The organism is Nocardia sp. CA-135953 (genome assembly GCF_050955735.1).
Classification (GTDB): Bacteria; Actinomycetota; Actinomycetes; order Mycobacteriales; family Mycobacteriaceae; genus Nocardia.
This window is the reverse complement of sequence record NZ_CP192082.1, coordinates 5,658,943-5,675,540: the sequence shown is the minus strand read 5'-3', so window position 1 is coordinate 5,675,540 and position 16,598 is coordinate 5,658,943. Positions and strand designations below refer to the sequence as shown.

General features: G+C 64.2%; 16 protein-coding genes. All 16 read left to right on the top strand.

Translation table 11 applies throughout. The features are described 5' to 3' along the window. Positions 1-37: 37 nt before the first annotated feature. The gene (locus ACQPXH_RS26180; protein WP_433599138.1) at positions 38-493 is read left to right on the top strand and encodes a hypothetical protein; all 456 of its coding nucleotides are present in this window, start codon (positions 38-40) and stop codon (positions 491-493) included. Beyond that, entirely contained in the window at positions 493-1,275 is a 783-nt protein-coding gene (locus ACQPXH_RS26175; RefSeq protein WP_433599137.1) for a DUF2637 domain-containing protein, read from the top strand. The genes ACQPXH_RS26180 and ACQPXH_RS26175 overlap by 1 nt, the downstream gene beginning before the upstream one ends. Further along, on the top strand, positions 1,275-1,526 hold the full coding sequence (locus ACQPXH_RS26170; RefSeq protein ID WP_433599136.1) for a hypothetical protein: 252 nt from the start codon (positions 1,275-1,277) through the stop codon (positions 1,524-1,526). Before ACQPXH_RS26175 ends, ACQPXH_RS26170 begins: the two co-directional genes overlap by 1 nt. Beyond that, entirely contained in the window at positions 1,526-1,762 is a 237-nt protein-coding gene (locus tag ACQPXH_RS26165; RefSeq protein WP_433599135.1) for a hypothetical protein, read from the top strand. Before ACQPXH_RS26170 ends, ACQPXH_RS26165 begins: the two co-directional genes overlap by 1 nt. After that, positions 1,762-3,060: an FtsK/SpoIIIE domain-containing protein gene (locus ACQPXH_RS26160; RefSeq protein ID WP_433599134.1), complete on the top strand. Its 1,299-nt coding sequence runs from the start codon at positions 1,762-1,764 to the stop codon at positions 3,058-3,060. The genes ACQPXH_RS26165 and ACQPXH_RS26160 overlap by 1 nt, the downstream gene beginning before the upstream one ends. Continuing rightward, entirely contained in the window at positions 3,057-3,383 is a 327-nt protein-coding gene (locus ACQPXH_RS26155) for a hypothetical protein (protein WP_433599133.1), read from the top strand. Before ACQPXH_RS26160 ends, ACQPXH_RS26155 begins: the two co-directional genes overlap by 4 nt. After that, positions 3,380-3,562 (top strand): hypothetical protein, encoded by a 183-nt coding sequence (locus ACQPXH_RS26150; RefSeq protein ID WP_433599132.1) that lies wholly within the window; start codon positions 3,380-3,382, stop codon positions 3,560-3,562. The genes ACQPXH_RS26155 and ACQPXH_RS26150 overlap by 4 nt, the downstream gene beginning before the upstream one ends. Next, on the top strand, positions 3,559-3,726 hold the full coding sequence (locus ACQPXH_RS26145) for a hypothetical protein (RefSeq protein WP_433599131.1): 168 nt from the start codon (positions 3,559-3,561) through the stop codon (positions 3,724-3,726). The genes ACQPXH_RS26150 and ACQPXH_RS26145 overlap by 4 nt, the downstream gene beginning before the upstream one ends. Next, positions 3,707-4,345, top strand: a complete 639-nt coding sequence (locus ACQPXH_RS26140) for a hypothetical protein (protein ID WP_433599130.1) — start codon at positions 3,707-3,709, stop codon at positions 4,343-4,345. Before ACQPXH_RS26145 ends, ACQPXH_RS26140 begins: the two co-directional genes overlap by 20 nt. Further along, positions 4,342-5,337, top strand: coding sequence for a hypothetical protein (locus ACQPXH_RS26135; RefSeq protein ID WP_433599129.1), 996 nt, complete (start codon positions 4,342-4,344; stop codon positions 5,335-5,337). Before ACQPXH_RS26140 ends, ACQPXH_RS26135 begins: the two co-directional genes overlap by 4 nt. Then, positions 5,334-7,079, top strand: a complete 1,746-nt coding sequence (locus ACQPXH_RS26130; RefSeq protein WP_433599128.1) for a replication initiator — start codon at positions 5,334-5,336, stop codon at positions 7,077-7,079. Before ACQPXH_RS26135 ends, ACQPXH_RS26130 begins: the two co-directional genes overlap by 4 nt. Positions 7,080-7,094: 15 nt before the next feature. Beyond that, positions 7,095-7,283 carry a helix-turn-helix domain-containing protein gene (locus tag ACQPXH_RS26125; RefSeq protein ID WP_433599127.1) on the top strand — a complete coding sequence of 63 codons (189 nt, stop codon included), beginning with the start codon at positions 7,095-7,097 and terminating at the stop codon, positions 7,281-7,283. 72 nt (positions 7,284-7,355) lie between these two features. Continuing rightward, positions 7,356-8,582, top strand: a complete 1,227-nt coding sequence (locus tag ACQPXH_RS26120) for a tyrosine-type recombinase/integrase (RefSeq protein ID WP_433599126.1) — start codon at positions 7,356-7,358, stop codon at positions 8,580-8,582. A 74-nt stretch (positions 8,583-8,656) separates the two neighbouring features. Further along, positions 8,657-10,333 carry an energy-dependent translational throttle protein EttA gene (ettA, locus tag ACQPXH_RS26115; protein WP_433599125.1) on the top strand — a complete coding sequence of 559 codons (1,677 nt, stop codon included), beginning with the start codon at positions 8,657-8,659 and terminating at the stop codon, positions 10,331-10,333. Positions 10,334-11,014: 681 nt separating this feature from the next. Then, the gene (locus ACQPXH_RS26110; RefSeq protein WP_433599124.1) at positions 11,015-15,952 is read left to right on the top strand and encodes an NAD-glutamate dehydrogenase; all 4,938 of its coding nucleotides are present in this window, start codon (positions 11,015-11,017) and stop codon (positions 15,950-15,952) included. A 41-nt stretch (positions 15,953-15,993) separates the two neighbouring features. After that, a complete protein-coding gene (locus ACQPXH_RS26105; RefSeq protein WP_433603585.1) occupies positions 15,994-16,416 on the top strand; it encodes an acyl-CoA thioesterase in 423 nt (140 codons plus the stop codon). The last annotated feature ends 182 nt before the right edge of the window (positions 16,417-16,598 follow it).

Here is a 16,598-nt window from a genome sequence, read left to right as displayed (position 1 = left end):
TAGTACGTGAGTGTGATCGAGAGAAGGAGATACGGCAATGGCTTTGAAGGATGTGTGGTTGGAGCCGGTGTTTCATTTGGCGTTCGAGAAGGGGTTGTACCTGCTCGGCAACGTCCAGCCGGTGACGGAGTTCCAGAAGGATCGGAACGCCCCGGTGATTCAGAGGGTCGATCTGGATCGCGATGGGAACGGCACCGGTAAGCGGCTGTGGAAGGCGACGGTCACTGATCCGACCGCGCCGAACGCGAAGCAGGCCAGCTTCGAAGTCGTTTTCGTTTCGGATGTGCAGCCGGTTCCTGCTGCTGCGGAGATCGTTCCGGGGATGACTCCGATCGAGTTGGAGGGCTTGCAGATCAAGCCGAAGATCGTGGGTTCGGGGGAGTTCAAGTCGATCGGCTGGAACATTCGCGCGACCGGCATCAAGGGCGACACGTCGGGTTCGAAGCAGGCTCCGGCTGATCCGGGCGCTTCGCGTCAGTCCAAGGCGGCGTGATGAAAGCGGCGGATCAGTCGGTGGGGATGCGTGTGGTGCGCTGGTCCGCCGTCATCATCATTGCTGGTGTCGGGGCTGCGGCTTTCCGCCTGTCCTTCGCTACCCTGCGGGACCTCGCGGTCCTCGCCCATATCCCGGCCAAGGATGCGTGGCTGTTCCCGGTGATCGTGGACGGCACCATCGTCCTGGCGACGCTGGGGGCGGTGGTTCTCGCGAAAAGCCCTGAGCGGCGCTGGTTTACGTGGGTGTTGATGGTCGGGGCGGCGGTCTCGGTGGTCGGTAACTCCCTGCACGCGGTCGCTGCTGGTCGTGAACTTCCGTGGTGGGCATCAGCGCTGGTGGCTGCTGTGGCTCCTATCTCGCTGCTGGTGGACACACACGGGTTGGTCGTGTTGTTCCGTGCGGCACAACGGCAGTCGGTTCCGGAAGCTGAGCCAGTTCCGGCCGTCGAGCTTGAACAAGTTGAGGAAGTACGGGCCGATGCGGTTCCGACTCCTGCACCTGTCCCGGTGTCGGTTCCCAAGAAGCGTCGGCCTCGGCGTGATCCGGCGACGGTCGCTCGTGCTGTGGCTATGCGGGCTGACGGTAAGTCCTACACCCAAATCGGTAAGGCTCTGGGTGTTTCGCCTCGCACTGCGGCGAACTACGCGTCTACTTCCGCACCTGCTACTGCGGCGGTTGAGTCTCGTCCGCTGACTTCGGTGGCTCCGGTGCAGTCCATTCGTTCCCCGCGACCGGCTCAGACCATGCTGCCGATCGCTGTCCCTGTTGGGGGTCTCTGATGTCTGCAAAGTTCTACCCGCGTCACACAACCGGTCGCGATGATGACGTGCTGGTGACCATGGCTCACCATGGTGTGTCGTTCACAGTGGTCTACTTCGACGGCAAGATCATCGTGCGCCTCGGCGATTACTGCGGAATGCATCTGTCGGTGGAGCAGGCGCGAGGACTTCGTGGTCTGCTCGACGCCGGTATCGCCGATGCCCTCGAAGCTGCCGCGTCTCGCGTCGACCTGGTGAAGGCGGCGGCGTGATGACTAGTTCCGTTCCCAACTCCAGCCTGGTATCGGGTCGTCTGCGCAACGTGAAATACGTTCCTGCGAAACGCTTCCAGCCTGTTGAGTCCGATGCTGCGGTGTCGTTCCTGGTGGGCGGTGCTGAGGTACGGCTGAGCGTCGCGGATGCTCGTGTGCTCTCCCACGTCTTGCCGAATGTGCTGGCTGAGCATTCGGTGGCTTTGGCGTTCGAGCCGCTGCGGGGGGTGGCGTGATGTCGCTGACAAGCTTGCTGGTCACTGGTGGCTCGATCGCGGCTGCGGGTGGTCTGGTGTGGATGCGCCATCTCGGTGCGGGGCCCCGCCCGGTTACCGCTGCCGATATCGCCGCTGATGCTCCTGAGGAGTTGCGTACGGCTGTCTCGATTCTGGCTGATCCGGCTCAGACCAACATCATGTTCGCATCCCTGGGGCTCGGCTCTGTTGAGGGTGGGTTCCCGTATTTCGAGGGCTACGCCTACAGCCGTCACGGCCTGGATGTGGACGTGATGATGCTCGGTGGTCAGTCGCTGTCGGACTGGAACGACGAAGAGACGTTGAACCAGTTCGCTACCTATCTGCAAGTCCCGCAGGTGAGGGCGCTCTCACCTGAACCCAGCTGGGTCCGTCTCCAGGTGAGGGCGTATGACACCCTCGCTGCCCCGACAACGGCGTCGGATGTGGTTCACAACGGTGTGGACCTGGAGGCGGTCCCGGTCGGGGTCACCGAGGATTTCGACACCTGGCGGTTGCGGGTGCTCTACGGGCACATCCTGCTCGCCGGTGCCACCGGTTCGGGTAAGGGTTCGGTGCTGTGGTCGGTCCTGGCCGGTATCGGTCCGGCGATCCGTGATGGCGTGGTGGATGTTCGGCTGGCCGACCCGAAAGGCGGTGCGGAGTTCGGGCGTGGTGAAGATCGGCTGTTCACCCGGTTCGCGACCGACACCACCACCATCCTCACGATGCTGCGCGAAGCCGTCCACGAGATGCGTGAACGCCTGGCGCGGATGCGCGCTGCTGGTATCCGCAAGCTCGTCCCCAGCACCGATGAACCGTTGATCCTGATCATCATCGATGAAGCCGCGTCTCTGTCGTCTTATGCCGAACGTGAAGAGCAGCAGGAGTTCCGGCGCCTGACTGGTCTGCTGCTGTCCCAAGGGCGTGCGGCTGCGGTGTCAGTCGTTGCTGCGTTGCAGGACCCGTCGAAGGAGACGATGCCGAACCGGCAGTTGTTCCCGGTACGGATCGGGTTGCGACTGGACGAGCCGACTCAAACGGCCATGGTCCACGGTCAGGGCGCGAAGGATCGGGGCGCGTTGTGCGACAAGATCTCCGAGCACACTCCCGGTGTCGGCTTCGTCGGTGAGGACGGCACCACAGGATTCGTGCGGGTCCGCGCGTTCTGGGTTTCCGATGAGGAGATCGACCGCATTGTCGACACCTACTCGCCTGCTCCGGAAATCACTGGTCCTACTGAGGATTACAGCGGTTTCGATCCTGATGACCTCGGCGACGAAGGGTCGGTGGCGGCATGAAAACCGGATTCGTTCACGAGGTACACGTGGTCATCTACTGCGACCGCTGCGGCGACATCTACTCCGAAAACGGCACAGAGGGCATCTGCTTCACCTCCGTGCACCAGGCCGTGAACTACCTCAACGCCCGTTCCGCTGGCGTGGGGTGGCTCTACGACGGCGACAAGGTCATCTGCGACGGCTGCCTTGCCGCTGCCCGCTGCGAAGAACACGGCCACAGCTACCCCGACACCTGGCAGACCGTGACACGGCTGCTGGGCATCTCCACTCGCTCCCGCACCTGCACCGTGTGCGGCATCCCTGAAATCGAGGCCCTGCCATGACCGAGAAAAACACCCGCCGCGATGACTCCGATGCCGTGATCGACATCCGCTCCCGCCGCCGCTGCCACCTGGAGCGCTCCGGCCTGGACCCGATCGATATCGCCGTGCGGCTGCTGGTGGAAACCGGTGACGCTCCCGGCTGGGACTCCAGCCTGGACGACGGAGGTTGGGCCGCATGACCAGCAAACCGAAAACCACTGCACCGCAGGTGAATCCGATCGTTGCCGCCGCGGCGGCCAGCATCCGGCGCAAGCGCCCCAATTTGGAGCTCCATGCGCCGTGTCGAGGCCAACTGAGCCTGTTCGACCCGAAAGAAGAAGACCATGACCACAACGACCAGTAAGCGCGACCAGCGTGACCCGATGGACCTGATCGGGCTCGCGGTCTTGAACACGGTGTGGTGGGCGTTCATCGCCGCTGGTGTGGCGGTGTGGTGGGCGGTGTTGTTCCCGATGATCTCGATCCCGTTGGGGTTGGCGGTCGCGGCCGGCCTCTTCTTTGGTTGGCCGGTGGGTGTCGTGGTGGTCGGGGTGTTCATCGCAGGGATGGTGCTCTGGCGTGCGAAGCGTCCGGAGACCTTCGAGCGGTGGGTATCTCGACGGGCACGTCGCCGGTTCCTGACCTGGTTCCGGTATCGGCGGCGCTGGATTCGGCTGATGACCGCTTGTGGGCTGAGTATCGAACGGGGTGAGCACACCCTCGTTCCACCGCTGCGCAGTGTGGAGATCGGCGAATCGGTCGATCGGCTGCGGGTGCGGATGCTGGAAGGCCACTGTCCCGCCGACTGGGAGAACCGGGTCGAACACCTGGCCCACGCGTTCGGGGCCCCGGAATGCCGCGCGGCCATCGTCGGCCCGGGAACGGTGGAATTGGTTTTCCGCCAGCGTGATTCACTCGCCGAACCCATTGCCCTGCCTGGCATCAATGGCGACCACCGTTGGGGTAAGGGGAACGCGGCATGAGCACACCGACGTTACGGCTGCTGTCGTTGGGTGCCGGTGTCCAATCCACCACCCTCGCGTTGATGGCCTGCCGTGGGGAACTATCCGGCTTGGATGGTGCGATCTTCGCCGACACCGGATGGGAACCTCCAGCCGTCTACGACCAGGTGCGACGTCTGGAGGCCGAATTCGCTACCGCTGGAATTCCACTGCATCAGGTCGGCAATGGCCACCTGCGCAAGGACTCCTTGGACCCGCAGAAACGATTCGTCTCCATCCCGTACTTCACCCTCGCTCCCGAGGGAACGATGGTGCGCGAGGAGATCACCGAAACCGACGATAACGGCCATGAGGTGATCGTCGGATATCGGGACCGGCCAGCCACACGCCGTGAACGCGAAGGCATCGGCCGCCGCCAGTGCACCTACCAGTACAAGATCCGCCCCATCAACCGCGCGGTCCGGATCCTGCTCGGGGCCCCGGCACCGAACTATCGGCGCGTCCCTGCGGGCAGGGTCGCTGAACAGTGGATCGGGTTCTCTACCGACGAGATTCAGCGGGTGAACGACCGCCGCGAGAACAAGTACACGATCAAACGGTTCCCGCTGCTCGAACTCGGCATGTCCCGCAAGGACTGCGAACGCTACCTGCGTCGTAGCGGATGGGGGCACACAGTGAAGTCCTCCTGCATCGGCTGCCCGCACCACCGCAACGACTACTGGCGGGATATGCGCGACAACCGGCCAACCGAATGGGCCGATGCGGTCGCCTTCGATCACGCCATCCGCAAGGGCGGTGCCAGCGCGGACCCGCTGACCGGTGAAGCGTTCCTGCACCGCTCCTGTGTCCCTTTGGATCTCGCACCGATCGACCACATCACCCGCACCGAATGGAAAGACCGCCAACTCGATCTATTCGACGACCTCGAACCCGACGACGGCGACGAATCCGGCTGCTCACCGTATGGCTGCGTCTCCGGGGCCCCGATCGCGCGGGCAAGTGAGGCAGCATGACCGACCTTCACACCAGCGCGGGCCCGGATACAGGCGTCACGAAGCCGAACCTGGCGGGGTTGACCTTCCATGCGACGGCCGAGGATCGTGCTGCGGCTCCGGATTGGCTGGCGATGGCTGAGGCGGCAGCAGACAAGTGGGGTTCGTGTCGCCGCCCGGTCCCGATGTGGGCGGTCAATCAGAAGACGGGGGAGCGTCGACCGGTCGGTGCCGCGTGTGGCAACACCCTGGAATCAGTCTGCCCTGCCTGCGCGAAACGCAAGCGCGCCATCCGGGTTGGTCAGATCCATGAGGGCTGGCACCTCGACCACGAACCGGTACGGGAGAAAGACCCGGTCACCGCTGAACAGATAGCGCTGGTCGATGCCCGGTCGCGGATGTTCATGGACTACCAAGCGGCCAAGGAAGACGACGACCGGGAACTGATGGCCAGTATCCGCGAGATCGTGGAGGATCTGGACAAGGAGCTCCGCGAAACCGGTGCCCGCAAGATGTTCCCGCCGCTGGAGCAGATGCCGAAGAAGCGGCGCAAGCGCTCGACTCGACGCCGTGATGACATGCCGGATCTTCCCCGGCTCAAGGTCACTGGCCGCACGATCGATGAGGCGGTGCTGGGCCGCTACCGCATGTCGATGTTCGTCACGCTCACCTTGCCCAGCTACGGCCGCATCCATCAGGACGGCGCGGTGAACAAGAAGGGCGAAGTCTGCGGCGACGGCTCACCGATCGATCCCGACAGCTACGACTACGCCCAAGCGGCACGCGACATCGTTCACTTCACCGGGTTGGTGAACCGCTGGTTCCAAGAGCTCCGCCGCGTGCTGGGTTACAAGATCCAGTACTTCGGCGTGGTGGAACCGCAGAAGCGCGGGGCCCCGCACCTGCATGTGCTGCTGCGCACTCGGGTTTCTCGCAGCATCCTGCGCCAGGTCACGGCCGCCATCTACAAGCACATCTGGTGGCCGCACTTCGGTCCGGAGTTCGAGCAGTACAGCGAGGGCCGTATGCCGGTGTGGGACTACCGGGCGGGCACCTTCGTTGACCCGGACACCAAGGTCCCGTTGATCGGGTTCGAGGAAGCCCAGGACGTCATGGACACCTGCGATGATCGCGAGCCTGCGCACACGATCCGGTTCGGCACGCGGATGCCGCGCCAGTCGATGAAGGGCATCATGAAGGACTCTCCGGAGGCTGATGCCGCGATCGGCTACATCGCGAAGTACCTCACCAAGTCGACGGCCGAGATCCTGGAGCCGCCGAACAAGCGCACCGCGGCACACTACAGCCGCCTTCACGCCGAGCTACAGCGCACCCCGTGCTCGGAGAACTGCCCGGTGTGGCTGCGCTACGGCATCGTCCCCAATGGGGCCAGCGAGAAGACGATTCCGGGCAAGTGCCGGGGCAAGGCACACAAGCGTGACCACCTGGGCGTGCCCGGGAACAAGTACATGGTCTCCACGCTCTGGACGGGCAAGACCCAGCAAGACCACGCGAACGAACGACGCGAACACGTTAAGCAACTGCTCGCCGGAGCGGGCATGGAACAACGCTGGGATGCCGAGGACGTGAAGGTGACCCCGGCCAAACCCGGTGACCCCAACGTCCCGACTCGAGCCGCAATGGTCATGCAGCTGATGACGCAAAAAATGCAGCAACGCGCCCAGTACCAGCAAGCACAGATGCTCTCGGCTGCGGGGCCACCAGGCGACGAAAACCTTAAGCAACTACCGGTGGCGGCATAGGGGAGGACAGGAAAAGTGGAGAACGAACAGCGTTGGACCATTGATGACGTAGCCGAATTCCTGAATGTTCCAGTGGATTCGGTTCGGGAGTGGCGAAAGAAGGGGTACGGCCCACCAGCCCGGAAGGTTGGCAAGCATCTTCGTTGGAATCCCGCTGCGGTCCGCGACTGGTTCGATCAGTTGCCCGTGGACGATGCGGCATAGTCGAGGCTCGCGATGTCGCATGTGCAAGATCGGTGGTACACGGACGTCCCTGATCCCGACAATCCGGACAGGGTGATTCGGGTCAAGACGAGTTTGTTCGGCAAGGGCAATCGGTACAAGGTCCGTTACATCGCGCCTGATGGCACAGAGGATTCCAAGACCTTTCCGAACGGGAAGAAGAGACAGGCCGAAGCTTTCCGGACCCAGGTGGATTCCTCGCTGTTGGACGGCAGTTACGTTGATCCTCGGTCGGGTCGGAGGCTGTTCAAGGAGCTCGCGGCCGACTGGGTGAAGGGCACATCGCCGGATCGGTCCAGCCGCGAGACCGTGCAAAGCCAGCTGAACAATCAGATCTTGCCGTTCTTCGACAAGCACACGGTTCAGTCGGCAGCGTCGATCGAGCAGGTGCATAAATGGCTGGATTGGATGGAAAGCCGCGGGCTCGATCCCGTGTATCAGGCGCAACTGTTCAAACAGTTCTCCTCGATCATGGAGCTCGCCAAGTCGCGCCGCTGGATTCGCGAAAACCCTTGCAAGAGTAAGGAAGTCATCGCGCCGAAGGGTGGTCAACGGAAGATCATCCCGTGGACCGAGACACGGACTCGCGCGATTTGGTCGGCGCTGCCGGATCGGAACAAGATCGTGGTGCCGCTCGGTCGGGGCATCGGGTTACGCCAAGGGGAGATTCTTGGGTTCTCGCCGGACGATATCCGTCGTGCCGATGGGCTCGTGGACATACAACGCCAGATTCGCCGTGTCGAGGGCGTGCCGGTTTTCTCCCTGCCCAAGGGGAACAAGACCCGCGTCGCACCGCTGGCGGCCGAGGTGCTGCAGGAGATCGATCTCTATATGGAGCTGTTCGAGCCGGTGCCGGTGACGCTGCCCTGGCGGCATCCCGATGGACGGCCCGAGACGGTACAGCTGCTGATGACTCGCGAGGACGGCAAGACCTGGTACGGGGAGCTGTTCAATGCGACGGTGTGGGCGGGGGCGTTCCGCGGGGCGAAGCTGACACGGCGTCGGCGGGTTGATGGGTTGCATGCGCTGCGGCACCTGTTCGCATCGGATCTGCTCGGCAACGGTGTCTCGATCAACGAGCTCGCGGAGTTTCTGGGGCACTCGGATGCGGCGATCACGCTGCGCTACTACGCCCACCTGATCGCCTCCAGCCATGACCGTGCGCGCACCGCGATCGGGGCGGCATTTCAACCCGCGACGGCCCAGAGACGGCCTGATCATGCCGTGGACCTGGATGAGGATGGGGCGGGGAATCCTTCGGATATGGTCCTGGTTGAATGAAACCGGCCCGTGAGCTGCAAGGTGGGGCAGCAGGGGGCGTAATGATCTTTCCTCGTACCGATAGGCTTCCCTGTATGGCTGAGTTCATCTACCAAATGAAGAAGGTTCGCAAGGCGCACGGCGACAAGGTCGTGCTCGACGATGTCACCTTGAACTTCCTTCCCGGCGCGAAGATCGGCGTCGTCGGCCCCAATGGCGCGGGTAAATCCAGCGTGCTGAAGATCATGGCCGGACTGGACCAGCCGAACAACGGAGACGCCTTCCTTTCGCCGGGTGCCACGGTGGGCATCCTGCAGCAGGAGCCGCCGCTGAACGAGGAGAAGACGGTCCGCGGCAATGTCGAGGAGGGCCTCGGCGAGGTCAAAGTGAAGCTGGATCGCTTCAACGAGATCGCCGAACTCATGGCCACCGACTACTCCGATGAGCTCATGGACGAAATGGGCAAGCTGCAGGAGTACCTCGATCACGCCGATGCCTGGGATGTCGACTCCCAGCTCGAGCAGGCCATGGACGCACTGCGCTGCCCGCCGCCGGACGAGCCGGTCACCAACCTCTCCGGTGGTGAGCGCCGGCGCGTCGCACTGTGCAAGCTGCTGCTCAGCAAGCCCGACCTGCTGCTGCTCGACGAACCGACCAACCACCTCGACGCCGAGAGCGTGCTGTGGCTCGAGCAGCACCTGGCCTCCTACCAGGGCGCCGTCCTCGCCGTCACGCACGACCGGTACTTCCTCGACAATGTCGCCGAGTGGATCCTCGAACTCGACCGCGGCCGCGCCTACCCCTACGAGGGCAACTACTCCACCTACCTGGAGAAGAAGGCCCAGCGTCTCGAGGTCCAGGGCAAGAAGGATCAGAAGCTGCAGAAGCGGCTCAAGGAGGAGTTGGCCTGGGTGCGTTCCGGCGCCAAGGCCCGCCAGGCCAAGAACAAGGCCCGCCTCGGTCGGTATGAGGAGATGGCTGCCGAGGCCGAGAAGCACAGGAAGTTGGACTTCGAGGAGATCCAGATCCCGGCGGGTCCGCGCCTGGGCAGTGTGGTCGTCGAGGTCGACCATCTGGACAAGGGCTTCGGCGATCGTCAGCTCATCAAGGATCTGTCGTTCACGTTGCCGCGCAACGGCATTGTCGGTGTCATCGGTCCGAACGGTGTCGGCAAGACCACACTGTTCAAGACGATCGTCGGGCTCGAATCGCCCGACAGCGGTGAGGTGAAGGTCGGCGAGACCGTCAAGCTGAGCTACGTCGACCAGAACCGCGCGGGCATCGACCCGAAGAAGAATGTCTGGCAGGTCGTTTCCGAGGGGCTGGACTTCATCGAGGTCGGCAACCAGGAGATGCCCTCGCGCGCCTACGTCAGTGCCTTCGGCTTCAAGGGTCCCGATCAGCAGAAGCCGGCCGGGGTGCTCTCCGGTGGTGAGCGCAACCGCCTGAACCTGGCGCTCACCCTCAAGCAGGGCGGCAACCTGATCCTGCTCGACGAGCCGACCAACGACCTCGACGTGGAAACGCTGGGTTCACTGGAGAACGCGCTCGAGCAGTTCCCGGGCTGCGCCGTGGTCATCTCCCACGACCGCTGGTTCCTCGACCGCACCTGCACCCACATCCTGGCGTGGGAGGGTGACACCGACAACGAGGCCAAGTGGTTCTGGTTCGAGGGCAACTTCGAGGCATACGAGGCCAACAAGATCGAGCGCCTCGGCCCGGAGGCGGCCCGCCCGCACCGGGTGACGCACCGCAAGCTCACTCGCGACTGAGTCCGGCGTCCGGCGGAGCGGTTGCCGTGTGCACCTGCCCCGCCGGATCGGCTTTGCGGCGGCCTGGCGCCCACCGTGCGGGGCTCTCTAGGCCGCCTCCTCCGCATTCGCAGGGCGGCTGAGTCGAGCCGAAATAACCATATTTCAACCCGGCAAAGCGGCAGATGGATCTGGTTTCGGATGCCGTTGCGGAGGTGGCGGGTGGTGGCCGGACTCGTGAGCGAGGGGATGGGGGGAGGATCGGCGCTGCTGGGCTCGACAAGAAGCTCACCGGCTGGCGGGCCGAACTCGATTGGTTCCGGGGCGGGCCGTCGGTTCCGCAGCAGCGGATCATTGTTCTGCCGAAGGAATTGCGGCGAGCACGCACCGTGCGGTGTCTCCGTCGAAGGAAATACGGTCGGCACACGCTCTTCCAAAGATCTGACTATGGTGGGGGGCGTGCATGCGCAGGCGCAGTCCGGGCATTGGGTCGCTACCACCGCGATTGCGTCTACCTGACGTTGCCGGTCCGATCGGGAGCTGTGCCGGGACCATCGACCTCGGCTATCAAGCGGCGAACGTTGCGGTATTGGTGAACACCCTGCATTTAGAAGGGAATTCACCCACTCGTCAGCATGGCACAGCTACTGTCGGACCGGCGTCACTTTGTTGCGGAACCGAATCCGAGGAGTTGGCGAAAAAATGACGGTCTCGTCCGAATTGTCCAGTGCGGCGTGGGCCGCGAGTTTGCCGCAGTCGCTGCGCGGCGAACTCGCACCCCTCGAGGAGGCGTATTTCCGCCACGTCGACGCGGGCGATGTGGACTGTGCGATCACCGGGATCACTCAGATCTTCCGGCGGCATATGGAACTCGCGATGACCCGCCCCGTCGGGCGGGCACTGGTGCGGGTCTACCACCCCGACGACGGCTCCGGCCTCGGCGCCGCAGTGCAATTGGTCACCGACGATATGTCGCTGCTGGTCGAGTCGATAACCTCGTTCCTGAGCCGGATGGGCGTCAGCGTGAGCGAGGTGATCCACCCGATCTTCGAGGTGACGCGCGATCAGGACGGGCGGCTGATCAGCGCCGTGCCACACGAGGTCGACAGCAACGGCACCGAGGGCCTGCGCGAATCGTGGATGCATCTGCAGCTGCACCCGTCGACCAGTGCGGCCCTGCTGGACCGGATCGCGCAGTCGATGCCGGATGTCGTCGCGGATGTGCGCCAGGTCATCGGTGATACCGAGGCCATCAAACAGGTGCAGAGCAATCTGGCCGATGAACTGGAGGTCGCGGCGAAATCCGGCCACGCGCCGTTCCCCGATACCGATCTGGTCGATACCGCGAATCTGTTGCGCTGGTTGGACAGTGGCAATTTCACCGTGCTCGGTTATGCCCGCTATCAACTCAGCCCGGACCAGGGACAGGCGATCTCGAACCCGCTGCCGGGTACCTGCCTCGGCGTGCTGCGCCCCGATGTCGGCACCGACTTCCGGGTGCCGATCAATGCCGGCGACCGCACACTGCTCATGCTCACCCAGGGGCTGGTACCCGCCACCGTGCACCGCTCGGTGTACCCGTATTTCATCGGCGTCGCCGACTTCGACGAGTCCGGCACGATCGTCGGCGAACACCTGTTCATCGGTGTCTTCACGGTGACCGCGGTGCACGAGAACGTCCTGGATATCCCGGTGATCGCGCGCCGGGTGCGTTCGGTGATCGAGGAGAGCGGCTTCGATCTGGATTCGTTCTCCGGACAGGCCATGCTCGAGGTCATCCAGTCGTTCCCGCGCACCGAGCTGTTCTCCTCCGATGTCGAGACCATGCGTCGCACCGCGACCGCGGTGCTGAATGTCGGTCTGCGCCGACAGGTTCGGCTGTTCCTGCGCTCCGACGGCTACGGCCGGTTCGTCGCCTCCCTGGTTTATCTGCCTCGGGATCGTTACACCACGCGGGTGCGGTTGGAGATGCAGGAAATCCTGGTGCGCGAACTGGGCGGCGTCTCCATCGACTACTCCGCGCGGGTCAGCGAAAGCGAGCTGGCCAGTGTGTATTTCACGGTGCGCATGCCGGAGTCCGAGCTCGGGGTGCCGCGCGAATCGATGGCCCAGGCCGACACCTCCGAGGCCAATCGGCTGCGCATACAGAACCTGCTCGCCGAGGCGACGCACACCTGGGACGACCGCCTCAACGATGCGGTGAGCACCTCGACCGTGCTTGATCCCGGCGTGGTGCAGCGCTACGCCGAGGCATTCCCGGAGGCGTACAAACAGGATTTCGCCGCCGAGCGCGCACTTGCCGATGTGGTCCGGCTGGAGGGCATCGCGCCGGGTTCCATCGACCAATACCTGTATCGCCGTGCGGATTCGGTGCCTGGTTCCTGGCGGTTCACGCTCTACATCGGCGGCAGCGGCATCTCGCTGAGCCAGGTGCTGCCGGTGCTGCAGAGCCTCGGTGTCGAGGTGGTCGACGAGCGGCCGTATCAGATTCTCTTGGATCCGGTACTCGGCGATGACGGCGGGGAACGCTGGATCTATGACTTCGGCTTGCTGGCTCGCCCGGAATTGCTGCGCAGTTCACTGGACCGGGATCTGGATGCGGAACTGTTGGAGTCTTCGGCGAGAGCCGATGCGCTCGAATCGGAGGAGCGTGGGCTGCACGACCGGTTCACCGAGGCCTTCGAAGCGGTCTGGTTCGGACGTGGCGAAGCCGACGGGCTCAATGAACTCGTGTTGCGCGCTCGGCTGACGTGGCGTACCGCATCGATCCTGCGGATGTACGCGAAGTACCTGCAGCAGGCCGACTTCCCGTACAGCCAGGCGAACATCACCAGGGTGCTGCTCGCCTACCCGGATATCGCGCGGCTGTTCGTCGAGCTGTTCGCGGCGCGGTTCGATCCGGATACCGAATCGGCCGAGCACGCCGCCGAATTGGAGACCCGGGTCCGCGGCCGCATCGATGAGGTCGTCAGCTTGGACGCCGACCGTATCCTGCGTGCGATCCTGTCGCTGGTCAAGGCGACGTTACGGACGAACTACTACGTAACCGATGCCAAGGGCAATTCGCGCGGATACATCTCGGTGAAGGTGGAACCGCGTGAGATCGCCGAATTGCCCAAGCCGAGGCCGCAATTCGAGATCTTCGTGTACTCACCTCGAGTCGAGGGCGTGCATCTGCGCTTCGGTCCGGTGGCGCGTGGCGGGTTGCGCTGGTCGGACCGTCTGGAGGACTTCCGCACCGAGATTCTGGGTCTGGTGAAGGCGCAGGCGGTGAAGAACGCGGTCATCGTGCCGGTGGGTGCCAAGGGCGGATTCGTGGTGAAGCAGCCGCCCGCCGCCACCGGTGATCCGACCGCGGATCGGCAGGCGCTCGGTGCAGAGGGCGTCGAATGCTATCGGACCTTCATCTCCGGTCTGCTCGATGTCACCGACAATGTCGACCGCGCGACCGGTGCGGTACTGCCGCCCGAGCGAGTCATCCGCCGCGATGGCGATGACACCTACCTGGTGGTGGCCGCAGACAAGGGGACCGCGACCTTCTCCGATATCGCCAACGACGTGGCCCAGCGCTACGGCTTCTGGCTCGGTGACGCATTCGCCTCCGGTGGTTCGGTGGGTTACGACCACAAGGCGATGGGCATCACCGCCAAGGGCGCGTGGGAGAGCGTCAAGCGCCACTTCCAGGAGATGGATATCGACACGCAGACAACCGATTTCACCGTGGTCGGGGTCGGCGATATGAGCGGCGATGTCTTCGGCAACGGCATGCTGCTGTCCGAGCACATCCGGTTGGTCGCGGCCTTCGACCACCGGCACATCTTCCTGGACCCGGAGCCCGTTTCGGACACCTCGTTCCGGGAGCGGCAGCGGATGTTCGCACTGCCGCGCTCGTCGTGGGCCGATTACGACACCTCGCTGATCAGCACCGGCGGTGGCGTCTGGGATCGCACCGTGAAGTCGGTGCCGATCAGCCCGCAAGCCCGCAAGGCGTTGGGGCTGGCCGATGATGTGGTCGCGCTGTCACCGCCGGAACTGGTGCGGGCGATTCTGCTCGCGCCGGTTCAGCTGCTGTGGAACGGCGGCATCGGCACCTACATCAAGGCGAGTACCGAGACCAATGCCGAGGTCGGCGACAAGTCCAATGACGCAGTGCGCGTCAATGGAAATAAGCTGCGGGTCAAGGTGATCGGTGAGGGCGGCAATCTGGGTGCGACGGCGCTGGGTCGAATCGAGTTCTGCCGCAACGGCGGCAAGATGAACACCGACGCACTGGACAACTCGGCCGGTGTCGACTGCTCCGACCACGAGGTCAATATCAAGGTGCTGCTCGACGGCGTGGTCAGCGCGGGCGCACTGCCCGAGGCCGAACGCAATCCGCTGCTCGCCTCGATGACCGATGAGGTCGCCCAGATGGTGTTGCAGGACAACGTCTCCCAGAATTTCCTGATGGGCATTTCCCGGGCCGAGGCGGCCGGGATGCTGAACGTGCACCAGCGGCTCATCGAAGATCTGGAGGCGCGTCGCGGAGTGGATCGCGAGCTGGAGGCGCTGCCCTCGGAGGTGGAGATCAAGCGCAGGATCGAAGAGGGCACGGGTCTGGCGTCGCCGGAATTGTCCAATCTCATGGCGCATGTGAAGCTTTCGCTCAAGGCCGATCTGCTCGAAACCGATCTGCCGGATATCGCGTACTTCGCCACCCGGCTGCCGGAGTATTTCCCGACACCACTGCGCGAGCGTTTCGGGACTGCCATCAAACGGCACCGACTGCGTCGCGAGATCACCACCACCATGGTGGTGAACGAGATGGTCGACTACGGCGGCATCTCCTATGCCCATCGGTTGAACGAGGAGATCGGCGCCAGTTCGTCCGACGCCGTGCGCGCATTCGCGGCGGCCAGCGAGATCTTCGATCTGCACGATATGTGGGCGCGGATCCGGGCCACCGATGCCGCGGTGTCGGTGCGCGACGAACTCGAGCTGGAGACCAAACGGACGCTGGATCGCGCCTCGCGCTGGTTGCTGAGCAACCGTCCGCAGCCGATCGCGGTCGGCGCGGAGATCAACCGGTACAGCCGAGGTGTGCGGGAATTGGCGCCGAAGGTGCCCGGCTGGCTGCGCGGACATCACGTCGCGACGCTGACCGATCAGTCCGCCGAAGTGATCGTCCGCGGCGCGCCGACCGACCTCGCCACCGAGGTCTTCGGGCTGCTGAATCTGTTCCCGCTGCTCGATGTGTTGGATATCGCAGATATCACCGATCGCAGCGGTGAGGAGGTCGGCTCGCTGTACTACGCGCTCAACGATCACCTCAAGATCGATTGGCTGTTGCAGGCGGTCAGCCACCTGGAACGCGGCGATCGCTGGCATGCGCTGGCCCGGCTCGCACTGCGCGACGATATGTACGGATCGCTGCGCTCGCTGACCCTCGACGTGCTCTCCGGGGGCGATCCGGAGGAGACAGCGGACGAGAAGATTGCATACTGGGAGTCGAAGAACCAGTCCCGGCTCGGGCGTGCTCGGGCCGCGCTGTCGGAGTTGTTCGAGTCCGGAACCCACGATCTCGCCACGCTGTCGGTTGCAGCGCGGCAAGTGCGAAGCATGGTGAGCGGGGTGGGCGCTCAATCGGAGGTACCGCGTTGACCAGATCGCTCAACGGTAGTGGGAGCGCGCTCGGTGGCAGCCTGCTGCTGCCCAAGCGCTTCCACGCCAAGGTAGACGTCAGGTGGTCGGACATGGACGTGTTCCAGCACGTCAACCATGCCCGCATGGTGACCCTGCTGGAGGAGGCGCGGATTCCGTGGCTGTTCGAGGACGGACGCCCGACCGCGCCGTTGCGCGAGGGCTGTGTGCTGGCGGACCTTCGGGTCCGCTACCGCGGCCAGCTGCGCCACGAGGACACCCCGCTCGATATCGCCATGTGGATCGAGCAGCTGCGTGCGGTCGACTTCACCATCGGTTACGAGGTCCGGGCCAATGGCGCGGCCCCGGACTCGCCGGCCGCGGTGATCGCCTCCACTCAGATCGCGGCCTTCGATATGCGTACGCAGCGCCTGCGTCGGCTCACCGATTCCGAACGGGATTACCTCGCCGAGTGGAAAGAGTGAGCGATTGCCGGGTGGTTCGGACGGCGGAGTCGGATCGCTGGGCGGTATTGGCCGGCTTCGGTCGTCGAGCAGCGGTCATCGGCGTCGGCTCGCGTGGTGATGGCTGAATCCGGTTGCGTAGCGGTGGTGGCGGACTGCGGTCGTCGTGCGTCGGCGGCCGCGATGTGGTGATGGGGAGCAGT